This window comes from Frigoribacterium sp. Leaf164, assembly GCF_001423665.1.
Lineage (GTDB): Bacteria > Actinomycetota > Actinomycetes > Actinomycetales > Microbacteriaceae > Frigoribacterium > Frigoribacterium endophyticum.
Map to the genome: position 1 here is coordinate 630,748 of NZ_LMOX01000001.1, position 16,523 is coordinate 647,270.

Here is a 16,523-nt window from a genome sequence, read left to right on the forward strand (position 1 = left end):
GTGGCGAGCGCGTCGGAGACGGGCGTCTCGCCGGAGACGAGCTCGAACTGCGTCTTCACCGCCGTGCCCTCGAGGATCGCGGTGGCGATGACCTCGGCGACGTCGGCCCGGGGCACGGTGCCGCGCTCGACCGTCGTACCGACCGTGACCTGGCCGGTGCCGGCGTCGTCGGTGAGGCCGCCGGGGCGCACGATGGTCCAGTCGAGGCCGTCACGGGCGCGGAGGTCGGCGTCGGCCTCGCTCTTCGCGCGCATGTACACCTGGTACACGGCGTCGTCGTCCTCGGCGGGCAGCTGGGCCTTCTCCGGGTCGAAGTCGTCGGTGCCGATGGCCGAGACCATCACGTAGCGCGAGACGCCCGCGGCCTCGGCGGCGTCGGCCAGCAGGACGGCCCCGTCACGGTCGATGGTGAGCTTGCGCTCGGCCCCGCTCCCGCCTCCGCCGCCCGCGGCGAACACGACGGCGTCGGTCCCGTCGAGGTGACCGGCGAGGGTCTGCACGTCGGTCTGCTCGAGGTCGAGCACGAGGGCACGGGCCCCCGCCGCCTCGAGGTCGGCCGTGTGGTCGGGGTTGCGGACGATGCCGACGGGGTCGTGCCCGGCGTCGGCGAGGCGGCGTTCGAGGAGCTGGGCGATCTTGCCGTGCCCTCCGGCGATGACGATTCTCATGCCCCCATCGAACGCCCCGTGTCGCCGGAGCCGCTCAGGAGCCGCTAAACTTCTCGAGGCTCCCCACGTGGCGTCATCCAGGCCAACTCCCCCAGGGCGGAAACGCAGCAAGGGCAACCTGGCTCTGGCGGGTGCGTGGGGAGTCCTTGCTTTTTCACGCGCCGCCGCCCCTGCGGCGCGACGGGGCGCGGTGCGGGGGCGCGACGGGATCAGCGGGTCGCGAACCTGAGGGGGGCGTCGCCGCCCCTGCGGCGCGGCGCGGGGGACATTGCGGGGTGTGCAAAGAGCGCGGAGGGCCGGACGTGGTGGGGCAGACCGCTCGGTCGGGGGACACCTGGCCCCCGGGATGGGGGCAACGGAGGGATGTTCAGCTTCGCGCCGTCTGCATAGGATGACGTCACGACGAGACCCACCACCTCGTCGGCACGGCTCACCACCGTGCCGGTCCGCCCCTCACCAGGGCGGTCCGCCGACCGTGCGGCACCGCAGCCGCCCGACCGTCAGGATCAGGACGATGAGCCCCTCACCACGGCACGTCAGCAGCACCCGCAGGCGAACGACCCCGCGCACCCCGCGCTAGGCCGCTCGCCTCTTCGTCGTGCCCGCAGGGGCTCATCGGCGACGGCCCGGACACCCGAACACCCGAACCACAACTGAACACACGCACCCCTCCCGTCTCACCAGCGGGGGGTCCGGATCAGGCGGCGGGTCAGTCCCGCCAGGAAGAGGCACGCACATGCGACGTCATGTGGCGGAGCGCAGCACCCGCGAGCGCACCCTCAGCAAGGCCCTCGGGCTCAGGATCGCGGCGACCGCGGCCATCGCGGCCGTCGTCGGCGCCCTCGCGGTCGTCCCGGCGCAGGCCGCGACGACCGACGTCAGCGAGGCCGAGGCCTCGCTGCTGAGCGGCTCGGGCATCGTCGGCCTCGACAGCATCGTGCAGCTCCAGGGCGCCTACTCCGCCACCGGTGCGGCCGGCTCGGGCGGGGTGGTGAACAGGGGCCTCTCGGTCGAGGCGCTCAACGCCCTCCAGGTGGGCCTCGGCCCGGTCGACCTCCTCGGGCCGAACGGCATCCTCAAGCTCGGCGTCGCCGGGCAGTACGCGAGCACGACGCCGACCGGCGCCTACGCGAGCGCCGGGGCCGTCGGCGCGAACGGGGCCATCGCCGTCGGCAGCGGCGCTCCCGGCACCGGGGCGTCGCTGAACCTCACGCCCCTGCTCGGTCGCGTGCCGGCCGCGAGCGGCGTCGTCAGCGACGTCACCCTCGGCCTCGGCGCGCTCTCCTCGTCGATCACCGAGACGCGCACCGCCGCCGGCTCCGACGTCAGCACCGCGTACCAGGTCGCGGGCGCCCGCTACACGATGACGAGCCCCGCGGTCTCCGCGCTCACCGGGCAGCTGCAGGCCAGCCTCCGCGGCGTCAGCACGGGCATCAACGGAGCCACGAGCGGCACCGGGCTGGCCGGTGCGACCACCGGTGTGGTGGCCCCGTTGACCTCGGCCCTCAGCACCCTCGGGCTCGGGGGAGCTGTCAGCCTCGACGGCACGGCCGTGACCGCCACCGCGACCGTCGACCTCGACTCCACCGTCGCCGCCGAGCTCGCGAAGCCGCTGACCTCCGGCCCCGTGACGATCACCCCGAGCACCGGCCAGGTGGTCATCGACGTGGGTGCGCTGAACGACCTCGGTCCGAACAGCGAGCTGCTGACGACCCAGCGGGTCACGGCCATCACGAACGGCATCGCCGACATCCTGGACGTCCAGCTGCCGACCAACCTCACGGCGGCCGTCGACCGGGCCGTCAAGGCCACCGCCGTCCGCGTCGGCCTGACCACCGACGTCCTGCTGAAGACCGGGATCCTGCCCCCCGTGCGCGTCGCGGGCCTGACCGCGACCGTCGACACGACCATCGGCCAGCTCCTCGCCGGCACGACCCCCGCCTCCGCGGTCTCGGTCACGGGCACCGGCGCCCTCGACACCGTCCTCGTCCGGCCCCTCCTCCGCGGGGTCGTCGTGCCCGTCGTGACCGGCACGCTGCTGCCCGCCGTCGGCGCGGTCTACTCGCCCCTCGTCACCGGCGCGGGGCTCACGGCCACGACCTCGGCGATCACCACGGTGACCAGCGCGACGCTGCTCGCCCTGTCGCCCCTGACGGCCGTGCTCGGCCAGCTCGCCGGCGTCACGATCAACGCGCAGGACGCCCCCGGCTTCCGCGACCCCCGCGGCACCGACGCCGGCTCGCGCAGCGTCCACGCCGTCCGCCTCACCGTCCTGCCCGCGCTCGCGGGCGGGCTCCGCGTCGACCTCGCGACGTCGACGGCCCGTGCCGCCGCGTTCGTCGGCCTCACCGTGCAGACCCCCGCCCCCGGCCAGCAGTTCGTCGTCGCGGCGACGCCCGGGGCCACCCGCACCGTGACGCTCACCGGCACCGGCGAGCCCGGCGCGACCGTGCGCGTCAGCGTGCCCGCCCTCGTCGCGGGCGCCCCGGCCCTCACCGGCACCGCGCCCGTGGCGGGCGACGGCACCTGGAGCGTGCCCGTCGCCGCCGTGCCCGCCGGCCAGCACCAGGCGACGGTCACCCAGACCGTCGGCGGCACCGTGACCGGCACGCAGACGCGCGCCTTCGTGGTCGTCGCGCAGCAGCCCCTCGTCGTCACCAGCCCGACCGCCGGCCGGGTCTACACGGTGCTCGACGGCGCGTCGACGACGCCCGTCGTCGTGGCGGGCACCGGCACCCCCGGCGCCGCGGTCGCGATCGACCTCGGCGGCGGGCGCACCGCGACCGCCACCGTCGGCCCCGACGGCAGCTGGACGACCACCGTCGACGGCGTCCCCGTCGGCTCGTACACCACCTCCGTCACGCAGTCGCTCGGCGGCGACACCTCCGCCGTCGTCACCCGTGCGTTCAGCGTGCAGGCGGGCACCGCGCTCGCCCTGACCGCCCCGACGCCCGGCACCGTCCTGCGCGTGCCCGGTGCCGACTCCACCCGTGACGTCACCGTGAGCGGCACGGGCCAGCCCGGCGCGACCGTGACGGTCACCCTGCCCGGCGACCGGACGCAGGCCGCGACCGTCGCGGCCGGCGGCACCTGGTCGACGGTCTTCACCGCCCTGCCCGTCGGGGCCTACCCGGTCTCCGCCACGCAGACGGTGGGAGGCGCCACCAGCGCCCCGCTGACCACGGACGTCACGATCGAGGCCGCCGAGGGCGTCGCGATCACCTCGCCCGACGACGGCGCCGTGATCACCCTCGCCGACGCCGGCTCCGTCACCCCGGTGACCGTGACCGGCACCGCCGAGCCCGGCGCCCCCGTCCGCGTCGACCTCGGCGACGGACACCTCGCGACCACGACCGCGGACGCCGACGGCGACTGGACCGTGACGATCCAGAGCGTGCCCGTCGGGCCGCAGCGCACCGTCAGCGTGACGCAGACCGTCGCGGGCGTCGTCTCGAGCCCCGTCACCCGGGCGCTCACCGTCACGGCGGGCGCGCCCCTCGTGGTCGACGCCCCCACGCCCGGCCAGGCGTACCGGGTGCCCGCCGCGGGCTCGGTCACCACCGTGCCCGTCTCCGGCACCGCCGCGGTCGGCGCCACCGTCTCGCTGTCGCTCGGCACCGGACTGCCGACGCAGACCGTCGTCGCCGTCGACGGCACCTGGGCGACCACCTTCGAGGCCGTCCCCGTCGGCGGCCGCACCCTGACGGCGACCCAGTCGATCGGCGGCACGACGTCGCCGGCGCAGACCCGGCCGATCTCCGTGGTCGCGGGCGCCCCGCTCCTGATCGACTCGCCGACCCCCGGCACGGTCGTCGCCGTGGCCGAGGCGGGCGACGTCGCGGACGTCGTCGTCACCGGCCGCGCCGACCCCGGCGCCGCGGTGCAGGTCGGCCTGGGCGCCCTCCTCGCCTCCACCGTCGCCGACCCGACCACGGGAGCGTGGACGGCGACGATCACCGGCGTGCCCGAGGGCACGTACACGCTCGGCGCGACGCAGGTCGTGGGCGGCGTGACGTCGCCCCGCGTGACCCAGCCGCTCACCGTCGAGGTCGGCGAGCCGATCGAGATCACCGGCCCCGCCGACCAGACCGTCTACTACGTGCCGGGCGCCACCGGCACGGCGACCGTCCCGGTCACCGGCACGGCCGAGCCCGGGGCCGCCGTGCTCGTCGACCTCGGCGGCGGACGCACCGCGCCGGTCACCGCCACCGCGGTCGGCACCTGGAGCGTCGACCTGGCCGGCGTGCCGATCGGCAGCTACGAGGTCGCGGCCACGCAGACGGTGAACGGCAGCACGTCGTCGGCGACGACGCGAGTGATCGTGGTGGAGCAGGGCGGCTTCGTCGTCATCACCGCCCCCGCGACCGGCAGCCGCCTCACCGTGGCCGACGCGGCCGGCAGCACCTCGGTCGTCGTCCGCGGCACCGGCGTCGCCGGCGTCCCCGTCACCGTCACGGTGTCGGGCGGGGTCGTCGGGCCCGTCACCCGGGACGGTGCGCTGTGGGAGGCGACCGTCACGGGCCTGGCCGTCGGCACGCACACGGTCGAGGCCCGGCAGGTGCAGGGCGGTCAGACGCTCTCGGCGGCCCCCACCACGTTCCAGGTGGTCGCGGCGGAGCCCCTCGTCGTCGTCTCGCCCGCCGACGGCGACGACCCCGTGCGGATCGTCGGCCCGGGCACCGCGTCGGTGCCCGTCACGGGCACGGCGGCGCCCGGCGCTGTGGTCGCCCTCTCCGTCACCGACGCCGACGGCGAGCCCGTCGGCGACGCCCCCGCCCCGGTCACCGCCGACGGCGCCGGCGCGTGGAGCGCCGTGCTCACCGGGCTGCCGGTGGGGCCGCTCACCGTCAGCGCGACCCAGACCGTCGGCGGCTCGACGTCGACCACCCCGGAGACCGTCGTCGTGCGCATCGAGCGCGCGGACGACCTCGTGATCGACACGCCCCTCGGCGACCCCGACTACGTCGTGCTCGACGCCGCGGGGGTGTCCGACGTCCTCGTGCAGGGCCGCGCCGCGGCCGGGGCGACGGTCGAGGTCAGCCTCGACGGCGCCCTCGTCGGGCGGACCGTCGCGGACGGCGTCGGCGCGTGGAGCCAGCTCCTGCAGGCCGTGCCGGTCGGCGACCACGAGGTCACCGCCACCCAGCTGCTCGGCGGCACGAGCCAGGGCGCCGGCCCGGCGACCTTCTCGGTCGTCGCGTCGCCCCTCGCCGTGACGACGCCCGACGTCGTGACCCTGGCCGACGAGCTCGCCACGACCGACGTCACCGTCCGCGGCACCGCCGCCCCTGGGGCGTCGGTGGCGGTCAGCCTCGACGGCGTCACCGTGACGGTGACCGCCGCCGGCGGAGCCTGGTCGGCCGACTTCGACGACGTGCCCGTGGGCACGCACCAGATCACGGCCGTCCAGTCCCTCGGCGGCCGCACCTCCCTGCCGCAGACGGCGCAGCTGACCGTGCAGGCCGGCGCGCCCGTCACCGTCGACGCGCCCGTCGCCGGCTCCGTGGTCGAGGCGTTCGGCTCGCAGCTGCCGGCCACCGTCACGGTCACCGGCCGGGCCGAGCCCGGCGCGACGGTCGACGTCGCCCTCGGCGGCGTCGTCCGCCAGGTGGTCGCCGACGACGGCACCTGGTCGACGACCTTCCCCGTCGGGGCGGGCAGCGCCACCGTCACCGCCGTGCAGACGGTCGGCGGCACCACGTCGACCGTCCCCGCGACGACGACGTTCCAGGTCGTGGCCCTGGCCGACCTCGACGTCGTCGAGCCCGGCGGCGACCCGATCGTGGTCGTCGACGACGAGGCGACGGTGAGCGTGCCCGTCTCGGGCGCCGCGGCGCCCGGCGCGACCGTCACCGTCGTGCTCGACGGGACGGCCACCGCGACCGTCCAGGCCGACCCCGCGTCGGGCGACTGGTCGACCGTGCTCGAGGGCGTCCGCACCGGAGTCCACGAGGTCGTCGTGACCCAGTCGCTCCGCGACCTGGTCTCGGCCCCCGAGACCGTCGAGTTCACCGTCGAGGCCGGAGCTCCGCTCGTCGTCCTCGACCCGCAGCGCGACGCGACGGTCACCGTCCCCGACGCCGCCGCCCGCGCGGTCGTCACCGTGACCGGCACCGCCCAGCCCGGAGCCCGCGTCCGGGTCGACCTCGGCGACGACCGGGTCGTCTCGACCGACGCCGACGACGCGACCGGCGCCTGGTCGGTCGACGTGGCCGGCGTCCCGGTCGGGGTGCACGTGGTCAGCGTCACCCAGACGGTCGGCGGCACGACCTCCGCCGCCGACGAGCGCACCCTCACGGTCGCGGCCGCCCCGCCCGTCACCATCGCCACCCCGCAGGCCGGCGTCCCCGTCGTCCTGGCCGAGGCCGGCTCGGTGACCGACGTCACCCTCAGCGGCACCTCGGCGCCGGGCGTCGACGTCGTCGTGCAGCTGGGCGACCTGCCCGCCCGCACGGTCACCGCCACCGGCACCGAGGGCGGCCCCGGCACCGGCACCTGGACGCTCCTCGTCGAGGACGTCACCGTGGGCGACCGCGAGATCAGCGTCGTCCAGGTCGTCGGCGGAGCCACGTCGACCCCGGTCACGCAGCTGCTGCAGATCGTGGCCGGGGCCCCCGTCGTCGTCGCCGAGCCCACGGGCGCGGACGACGTCGTCGTGATCGACGCCGACGCCACCGCCTCGGTGGTCGTCTCGGGCACGGCCCAGCCGCAGGCCGTGGTCACGGTGACCCTGGCCGGCACCACGGTGCCGACCCGGGCCGACGGCGAGGGCCGCTGGTCGGTCACCGTGCCGGGCGTGCCCGTCGGCGACCAGGTCGTCAGCGTCGTCCAGACGGTCGGCGGCACGACCTCGACGCCCGTGACCGTCGACCTCACCGTCCGCGCCGCGGGCGACCTGGTCGTCGAGCGGCCGGCCGACGAGCTCGTCGCCACCCTCGTCGACCCCGCCGGCGTCGTCGACGTGCCCGTCTCGGGCACGGCCGAGCGCCTCGCCACGGTGCGGGTCAGCCTCGGGGGCGACCGCGTCGTCGAGGTGCAGGCCGACGACCAGGGCGCGTGGAGCACGGTCGTGCCCGGCGTCCCCGCCGGCCGCTACGAGCTCGTCGTCACGCAGACGGTGGGAGGCGCGACCTCGGCCCCCGAGACCCGCCCCGTCCTCGTCGCGGTCGCCGACGCCCTCGTCCTCGACGAGCCGGTCGACGGCACCGTCGTGCCGCTGATCGCGGCCGGGGACACCACCGACGTCACCGTCTCGGGCTCCGCGGACCCGGGGGCGACGGTCACCGTCGACCTCGGCGTGGCAGGCACCCGGACGGTCGTCGCCGACGACGTCGACGGCTCCTGGTCGACGACCTTCCCGGGCGTCGGCGTCGGCGAGTACGCCGCCACCGTCACCCAGACGGTCGACGGCCGCGTCTCCGCCGCCCTCACCGCCGACGTCTCCGTCGTCGTGGCCGCCCCCGTCGTGGTCACGGTGCCCGACGTCGACGCCTCGTACACCGTCCCGGCGGCCGGCGGCACCGCCGACGTCGTCGTGGTCGGCACCGCCCAGCCCGGCGCCTCGGTCGAGGTCGTCGTGGTCGACGACGACGGCACGAGCCACACCGGCACCGGCACGGTCGGCGTCGACGGCGGCTTCACCGTCACCGTCCCCGGGGTCCCCGTCGGGGAGCACACCGCGAGCGTCGTCCAGACGGTGCCCGCGGGCAGCTCCGACCCCGTGACCCGCGACTTCTCCGTCGTCGTCGCCGACGGCGTCGTCCTGACCGCGCCCGAGGCCGGCACGCCGTTCGTCGTCATCGACGCCGCGGCCACGACCGACGTCGTCGTCAGCGGCACCGCCGAGGGCGACGCCGAGGTCACGGTGACCGTCGGCGGCCTCCCGCCGGTCGTCGTCACCGCCGACGCCGAGGGGGCGTGGACGGCCACCGTGCCCGACGTGCCCGTCGGCACGACCACCATCTCGGTCGTGCAGCGGTTCGGCGGGGTCGTCACGACGCCCGTCACCCAGCCGCTCGTCGTCGCCGCGGCCGCCCCGGTCGTCGTGGCCGCGCCGGCCCCCGCCGAGCAGGTGGCGGTCCTGACCGCCGCCGACCTGGCCGACGTGACGGTGAGCGGCAGCGCTCAGCCGGGCACCGTCGTCCGGGTCGACCTCGGGGGCGGCCGCGTGCTGACCGCCGACCTCGGCCAGTCGACCACCTGGTCGGTCCGGTTCGCGGACCTGCCGGTGGGCGCCTACCGGGCCTCGGTCACGCAGTCGCTCGACGGGGCCGTCTCGGCGCCCGTCACCCGCGACTTCTCCGTGGTGCCCGCAGCGGCCCTCCTGGTCGAGTCGCCGGCCGACGGGGAGGTCGTCACCGTGCCCACGGTCGACGGCACCGCCGACGTGACCGTCTCGGGCCGTGCGCAGGCCGGGGCGACCGTCCGCGTCGACCTCGGCGACGGGCTCGTCCGCACCGTGCGGGCGTCCGGCGACGGCACCTGGTCGGCGATCGTGGCCGGCGTCCCCGCCGGCGACCGCACCGTCTCGGTGACCCAGACGGTCGGCGACCGGACCTCGGCGCCCGACCGGCGACTCCTCAGGGTCGTCGCCCTCGCCCCGGTCGTGGTCTCGGCCCCGGCCGCCGGCGCGGTCGTCACCACCGCCGACCCGTCGGGCACCGCCGACGTCGTGGTGAGCGGGACGGCGGCGCCCGGCGCGACCGTCACCGTCGACCTCGGCGACGGCCTGGCCGAGGTCGTCACGGCCGACCCGACGACGGGCGCGTGGAGCGTCACCGTCGCCGACGTCCCGGCCGGCGACCGCACCGTGACCGTCAGCCAGGTCCGTGACGGGGTCACGAACGCCCCCGTCGCGCAGGCCCTCACCGTGGCGCTCGCCGAGCCCGTCTCGGTCGACCAGCCCGTCGACGGCGACACCGTCGTCGTGCTCGCCCCCGGCGACACGGCACCGGTGACCGTCCGCGGCGAGGCCCAGCCCGGGGCGACGGTCACCGTCGACCTCGGCGACGGCCGCAGGGTCGACCTCCTGGTCGGCGCCGACGGCAGCTGGACCACCGGGCCCGTCGACCTCCCCGTCGGCGGCACGACGGTCACGGTCACGCAGACGATCGACGGCTCGACCTCCGCTCCCGTGGTGGTCGACCTGACGGTCGCCGTCGCGGCGCCGGTCGTCATCGCGACGCCGCCCGCGGGCACGGTCGTGACGGTGCCCACCGCGGGCGCGACCACCACGGTCGTCGTCGCCGGCTCCGCCCAGCCGGGCGCGTCGGTCACGGTCGACCTCGGCGACGGCCTCGTCGGCACGGGGACGGTCGGCGTCGACGGCTCCTTCTCGGTGCCCGTGGCCGGCGTGCCCGTCGGCGACCGCGTGGTCAGCGTCACGCAGACCGTGCCGGCCGGCACGACGGCGCCCGTCGAGCAGCCGCTCACGGTCGTCGTCGCCGCCGCCGTCGTGGTCGAGACGCCGCGGGCCGACCGGCCCGTCGTGGTCGTCGACGACGCCGCGACCACCGACGTGCTGGTCTCCGGCACCGCCGAGCCGGGCGCGAGCGTCGTGGTCGGTCTCGACGGCGACCGGAGCCAGACGGTCTCGGCCGACTCGACGACCGGTCGGTGGGCGACCACCTTCCTCGCGGTCGGCGTCGGCACGCACGTCTTCTCGGTCTCCGAGCGGCTCGACGGGGTGCTCACCGCACCCGTGACCCGCACGCTGGTCGTGCAGGCCGCGACGCCCGTCACGGTGACGGCGCCCCTCGACGGCAGCATCACGACAGTAGCGACGGCCGCCTCCACCGCCGACCTGACCGCCGGAGGCGCGGCGCAGCCGGGTGCACCGGTGCGCGTCTCGCTCGACGGCGGCGACCCCGTCACCGTGACGGCCGGGGCGGACGGCCGGTGGGCCCTCGCCCTCCCGGGCCTCGCGGTCGGGCCCCACGAGCTGACGGTCGTCCAGACCGTCGGCGGGGTCGACTCGCAGCCGGCGACCTCGCAGTTCGAGGTCGTGGTCGCGGCGGTCGTGGTCATCACGTCGCCGACCACCGACGAGCGCTTCGTCGTCGACGGGGCCGGCACGGCGGCCGTGGTCGTGCGCGGCCAGGCCGAGCCGGGCGCGCCCGTGTCGGTCTCGCTCGACGGCGACGACCCGGTGACGGTCACCGCCGACGCGCGCGGCGCCTGGCAGGTGAGCGTCGAGGTCCGCCCCGGCGTGCACGTCGCCTCGGCCAGCCAGGTCGTCGCGGGCGGGGCCACGGCCCCGGTCGAGGTCCGCTTCGTGGTCGACCCGGCGCCCACCGTGCCGGTCGCGCCCCTGGTCGTCACCTCGCCGGCCGCCGGCCAGCTCGTGGTCGACGCCGACGGCGACGGCACCGTCGACCTCGCGGTCACGGGCACCGGCCAGCCGGGCGCGGTCGTGACCGTCGACCTCGGCGCCGGCGTCGGGGCGACCGGCCAGGTGAGCCCGGAGGGCGACTTCACCGTCGTCGTCCCGGGCGTCCCGGTCGGGTCGCAGGTGATCACGGTCGAGCAGTCCGAGGGCGGCGTCGTCGTCGGCAGCGTCACCGTGCCCGTCACGGTGGCCCCGGCCGCCACGGTCGCGCCGCTGCGGATCGGCTCGCCCGCCCAGGGCGACGTCGTGCCGGGAGGCACCGACGGCGTCGCGGACGTGGTCGTCCGGGGCACCGGTCAGCCCGGCGCGGCCCTCTCGCTGGTGCTCGACGGCGGCGACCCCGTCGCCCTCGAGGTCTCCGAGGGCGGCACCTGGGAGCTGCCCCTCGTCGGGCTGGCCTCGGGCCAGCACGCCGTCGCGGTGACCCAGACCGTGGGAGGCGCGACCTCGGCCCCCGAGACCGTCTCGTTCTCGGTGGCCCCGGCCGCCGCGGTCGGCACCCTGACCATCACGGCCCCGGCCCCCGACGAGCTGATCCGCGACGCGGACGGCGACGGGCTCGAGGACGTCGTGGTCTCGGGCACGGGCCAGCCGGGCGCCGTGGTCGTCGTGGAGGTCGCCGGCCGCGACCAGAGCGTCGTGGTCGACGAGGCCGGCCGGTGGACGCTGCCCTTCCGGGCGGTGCCCGTCGGGGCGACCCGGGTGATCGCCACCCAGGTGGTCGACGGGGCGACGAGCGTCGTCTCGCAGGGCCTCGTCATCGCGGCGGTCGCGCCGGTCGTCATCGACGACCCGGCGGCGGGAGCGCAGCTCCCGGCCGGCGCCGCGGGCACCGCCCCGGTGACGGTGTCGGGCTCGGCCGAGCCGGGCGCGCTCGTCACGGTCGTCCTCGACGACGACCGGACGGCGACCGTGACGGCCGACCCGGCCACCGGAGCCTGGACCGTCGCGTTCGCGGACGTGCCGGTCGGCGACCACGTGGTCGCGGCGGCGCAGACCGTCGACGGCGCCACGGGCGACCCCGTGACGACCGGCTTCAGCGTCGTCGCGGCGGACGAGCCGGCACAGCCGGGCACGCCGGGCCAGCCCGGTCAGCCCGGCACGCCGGGGCAGCCCGGGTTCCCGGGCCTGCCCGGGCAGCCGGGCACGCCGGGCACGCCGGGTCAGCCCGGGGCCCCGGGGCAGCCGGGCACGCCCGGCCAGCCCGGCGCCTCGCCCGCGCCGACCGTGGCGGGGTCGTCCGGCCTCGCCTACACCGGACAGGACGCCCTCGGGTGGGCGTCCGCGGGTGCCGGCCTCCTCCTGCTCGGCCTGGGGCTGCTCACCGCAGCCCGGGTGCGCCGGGCCGTCCGGTCGAGGAGGGCGTAGCACCCCGCGTGCCCCGTCCCGTTCGGGTCGGGACGGGGCACGCCCCGACGGCCCCCGTGCAGCCCGCACGGGGGCCGTCGCCGTGCCCGGCGGGCGGTCGCCCGGCCGGGTCGCCCTGTCGGTGGCGGCGGCTACTCTTGGGGGGTGGTCACCGCCCTGTATCGCCGTTACCGGCCAGAGAACTTCGCCGAGCTGATCGGGCAGTCGCAGGTGACGGACCCGCTCCGCACGGCGCTCCGCACCGACCGCGTCAACCACGCGTACCTGTTCAGCGGCCCGCGCGGCTGCGGCAAGACGACGTCCGCCCGCATCCTCGCCCGCTGCCTCAACTGCGCCGAGGGCCCCACCGACACCCCGTGCGGCGTCTGCCCCTCCTGCGTCGAGCTCGCGCGCGACGGCGGCGGATCGCTCGACGTGATCGAGATCGACGCGGCGAGCCACAACGGCGTCGACGACGCCCGCGACATCCGTGACCGCGCCGTCTTCGCTCCGGCCCGCGACCGCTTCAAGATCTTCATCCTCGACGAGGCGCACATGGTGACCCCGCAGGGGTTCAACGCGCTGCTCAAGGTCGTCGAGGAGCCGCCGGAGCACGTCAAGTTCATCTTCGCGACGACGGAGCCCGACAAGGTCATCGGCACGATCCGCTCGCGCACGCACCACTACCCCTTCCGCCTCGTGCCCCCGGCGCAGATGCTCGAGTACGTCCAGGAGCTCAGCGCGAGCGAGCAGGTCGCCGCCGCCCCCGGCGTGCTGCCCCTCGTGGTCCGGGCCGGGGGAGGCTCGGTGCGCGACACCCTGTCGCTGCTCGACCAGCTGATGGCGGGCAGCGACGACGGCGGCATCGACTACGAGCGCGCCGTGGCGCTGCTCGGATACACCCACGCCTCCCTGCTCGACGACGTCGTCGAGGCCCTCGGCGCCCGTGACGGCGCGGCGGCCTTCGCCGCCGTCGACCGGGTCGTGCAGACCGGCCAGGACCCCCGTCGCTTCGTCGAGGACCTCCTCGAGCGCCTCCGCGACCTCATCGTGGTCGGCGCGACCGTCGAGGGGGCCGCCGCCGTGCTGCGCGGAGTCACGCCGGAGGAGCTCGACCGGCTGACGGCCCAGTCGCACGCGTTCGGCGCCGCGGAGCTCTCGCGCTCGGCCGACGTGGTGAACCGCGCCCTCACCGACATGACCGGGGCGACCTCGCCCCGCCTGCACCTCGAGCTGATGATCGCGCGCGTGCTCGTGCCGGAGTCCGACGAGACCACCCGCGGCGCCCTCGCCCGGGTCGAGCGGCTGGAGCGCCGGGTCGGCGTCGACGGGGGAGCGGAGGCCCCGCGGGCCGCGGCGCCCGCGTCGTCGCAGCCCACCGCCCGCGGCACGGCCTCGGCAGCGCCGCGAGCGTCCGCGCCCGGCCAGGTCGAGTCGGCGCCCGCCGCGTCGTCCTCGGCGTCGACGTCCTCGGCGTCGTCGCCCGCCTCGGCGGCCGAGGCCTGGTCGTCGGTGGCACCCGCGGCCGCACCCGCCGCGCGGGAGGGCGCCGGCGCCGCGGCGAGCGAGCCGGCACCGCCGAGCGCTCCGCACTCCGCGGCCTGGGCCCAGGCCCCCGCCGTCGAGAACGCGGTGCCGCCGGAGCCCGAGCGCGCCTCGTCGCCGGTCGGGCCGGTCAGCCTCCAGCAGCTGCGCGACGCCTGGCCGGAGATCGTCGAGGTCGTCGAGAAGTCGAAGCGGACGGCGTGGATGGTCGTCGTCACGGCCACCGTGCAGGCCTTCGCCGACGACGTGCTGACGCTGACCTTCCCGAGCGCGCACGACGTCGAGAGCTTCAAGAAGCCCCAGGGCGCCGGCGACGGCGTGAGCGAGCACCTGCGACGCGCCATCCAGCACGTGCTCGGCGTCAAGGTGAAGTACATCGCCCGGGTCGAGGGCCCGACCGACGCCCCGGGCGCCCCCACGGGTGCGTCGGCGACGCCCGTGGCGTCCGCGCCCGTCGACGCGCCTGCTCCCGCTCCTGCTGCCGCCGCTCCTGCTGCCGCCGCTCCCGCCCCCGCCGCTCCGGTCGAACCTCCGGCTCGCCGCCAGGCGCCCGTCGCCGCGCCCGCGCCGACCCGCTCCGCGGAGCCCGTCGAGGCGCCCGCCGCCCCGGCACCGACGGCTCCGACGGCCGCGGCGGCGCCGCCCCGCCGCCCCGCCGCGGCTCCGACGCGGGCGACGTCGTCCGACCCGGTCACCGGCTGGGACGTCGCCCCGATCCCGCAGTCGGCTCCGCCGGAGCCCGACGAGCCCGAGCACATCACCGAGGAGCCCCCGGGAGGCGTGCCCACCGTCGACGCCGCGCCCCCGCCCGCCGAGGCCGCCGCTGCGCGCACGGCGCCGGCCGCCTCGGGCACCGGGCCGGTCCCCGAGGGCCGACCCGCGACTCCCGCCGGTCCGCCCGCGGCCGCCCGCCGCGCCGCCGCCGGCGACCCGCGCCGCGGCATCCCGAACGGCTCGCGCTACGGCGAGGCCGTCGTGCGCGAGATCCTCGGGGCCCAGTTCATCGAAGAAGAGACGGTCGCCCCCCGCGTCACGCCTCAGAGAAGCGAGTAGCCCGTGTACGAGGGAATCGTCCAGGAGCTGATCGACGAGTTCGGCCGCCTCCCGGGCATCGGGCCGAAGTCGGCCCAGCGCATCGCCTTCCACATCCTGCAGAGCGAGTCGTTCGACACGACGCGGCTCTCCGAGCTGCTGGTGGACGTCAAGACGAAGGTGCGGTTCTGCGAGGTCTGCGGCAACGTGACCGAGCAGGAGACCTGCGTGATCTGCCGCGATCCGCGTCGGTCGCCCGCGACGATCTGCGTCGTCGAGGAGGCGAAGGACGTCCAGGCGATCGAGCGCACCCGCGAGTTCCGCGGGCTGTACCACGTGCTCGGCGGGGCGATCAGCCCCATCGACGGCGTCGGGCCCGACGACCTGCGCATCCGGCAGCTGGTGCAGCGCCTCGCCGACGACACCGTCCAGGAAGTCATCATCGCGACCGACCCGAACCTCGAGGGCGAGGCCACCGCGACGTACCTCTCGCGGATGCTCGCCCCGTTCGGGCTCCGCGTCACCCGGCTCGCCTCGGGCCTGCCCGTGGGCGGCGACCTCGAGTACGCCGACGAGGTCACCCTCGGTCGTGCCTTCGAGGGGCGCCGGGTCGTCGGCGAGTAGCCGGCGGCCGATCGCGCCCGGCGATCAGAGCCGGGCGCGGCGGGCCCGGACGAAGCTGTAGAGGCCGAACGCCACGAGCCCGACCGCGACGGCCGTGAGCACGACCGTGCCGAACGGCAGCTCGGCCAGCGACCGCAGGGCCCCGTCGAGCCCGCTGGCCTCCTCGGGGTCGGAGGTGATCGCCGCCACGGCGAAGAGCACGCCGACGACGGCCAGGGCGACGCCCTTCGCGACGTAGCCGGCCACGCCGAGCCCGACGGTCGCCCGCCCGGCGCTGCCCGACGGCACGACGAGGTCCTGGCGGAACTTCTGCTTGACCCCCTTGACCACGAAGTAGACGCCGACGGCGACGATCGCCAGGGCGAGCACGACGAGGAGCACGACGCCGCCGGGCGTCGCGATCAGGCGTGCGCTCAGCGACTCGGTCTGGTCGGAGCTGTCGGAGGAGCCGCCCCGGGCGAAGGTGAACGCGGTTGCGCCGACGGCCAGGTACGCGACGCCCTTGCCGCCCTCCTTGGCCCGCGCGCCCCACGCCTCCCCGTCCGTCCCGCGCACCAGCGCGGCCTCGAGCAGCTGGAACAGGCCGAGGGCCCAGAGGCCGACGACGATCACCCAGAGCACGACGGCCCCGGCGGGCTGAGCGGCGAGCTGGCCGAGGGCGCCGCCCTGGTCGGCCTCGCCCCCGCCGCCGAAGGCGATGCCCACGGCGATGCCGCCGATGAGCACGTGCAGGACGCCGTTCATGGCGAAGCCCACGCGGGCGAGGGTCTGGAGGGCGCGGCTGTCCTGGACCCGCGAGGCGGCTCCGCGGGCGTCGTCGGTGTCGGGCATGCCCCCACCGTACGGGGAGCGCGGCGTCGCGGGCCGCGCGACGTCACACGGCGCCCGCGCCGTTAGGATCGGACCACGCCCGCGCGGGC

Annotated in this window: 5 protein-coding genes and 1 other RNA gene; 4 read left to right on the forward strand and 2 right to left on the reverse strand. The window is 76.9% G+C overall.

Translation table 11 applies throughout. From position 1 onward, the window contains the following. Positions 1-668, reverse strand: a 668-nt coding sequence (locus tag ASF82_RS02890) for an SDR family oxidoreductase (RefSeq protein ID WP_082514260.1), incomplete at its 3' end; no start/stop codon positions are given. A 54-nt stretch (positions 669-722) separates the two neighbouring features. Between ASF82_RS02890 and ffs the strand changes: the two genes are divergently transcribed. From ffs to recR, 4 genes are all read left to right on the forward strand, one after another. Next, positions 723-819: signal recognition particle sRNA small type (ffs, locus tag ASF82_RS15110), an RNA gene on the forward strand. Positions 820-1,404: 585 nt separating this feature from the next. Beyond that, positions 1,405-12,423 (forward strand): hypothetical protein, encoded by an 11,019-nt coding sequence (locus ASF82_RS02895; RefSeq protein WP_156369896.1) that lies wholly within the window; start codon positions 1,405-1,407, stop codon positions 12,421-12,423. A gap of 144 nt (positions 12,424-12,567) precedes the next feature. Next, on the forward strand, positions 12,568-15,000 hold the full coding sequence (locus tag ASF82_RS02900; RefSeq protein ID WP_056053134.1) for a DNA polymerase III subunit gamma and tau: 2,433 nt from the start codon (positions 12,568-12,570) through the stop codon (positions 14,998-15,000). A 3-nt stretch (positions 15,001-15,003) separates the two neighbouring features. Next, entirely contained in the window at positions 15,004-15,603 is a 600-nt protein-coding gene (recR, locus tag ASF82_RS02905) for a recombination mediator RecR (protein WP_056053137.1), read from the forward strand. Positions 15,604-15,627: 24 nt separating this feature from the next. Here recR and ASF82_RS02910 read toward each other — a convergent pair whose 3' ends face one another. Continuing rightward, positions 15,628-16,434 carry a DUF1206 domain-containing protein gene (locus ASF82_RS02910; protein WP_056053140.1) on the reverse strand — a complete coding sequence of 269 codons (807 nt, stop codon included), beginning with the start codon at positions 16,432-16,434 and terminating at the stop codon, positions 15,628-15,630. Positions 16,435-16,523 lie beyond the last annotated feature (89 nt).

Excerpts from the sequence above, each read along its gene's own strand:
- ASF82_RS02895 (WP_156369896.1), top strand. The coding sequence starts at position 1,405 with ATGCGACGTCATGTGGCGGAGCGCAGCACCCGCGAGCGCACCCTCAGC.
- ASF82_RS02910 (WP_056053140.1), bottom strand. The coding sequence starts at position 16,434 with ATGCCCGACACCGACGACGCCCGCGGAGCCGCCTCGCGGGTCCAGGAC.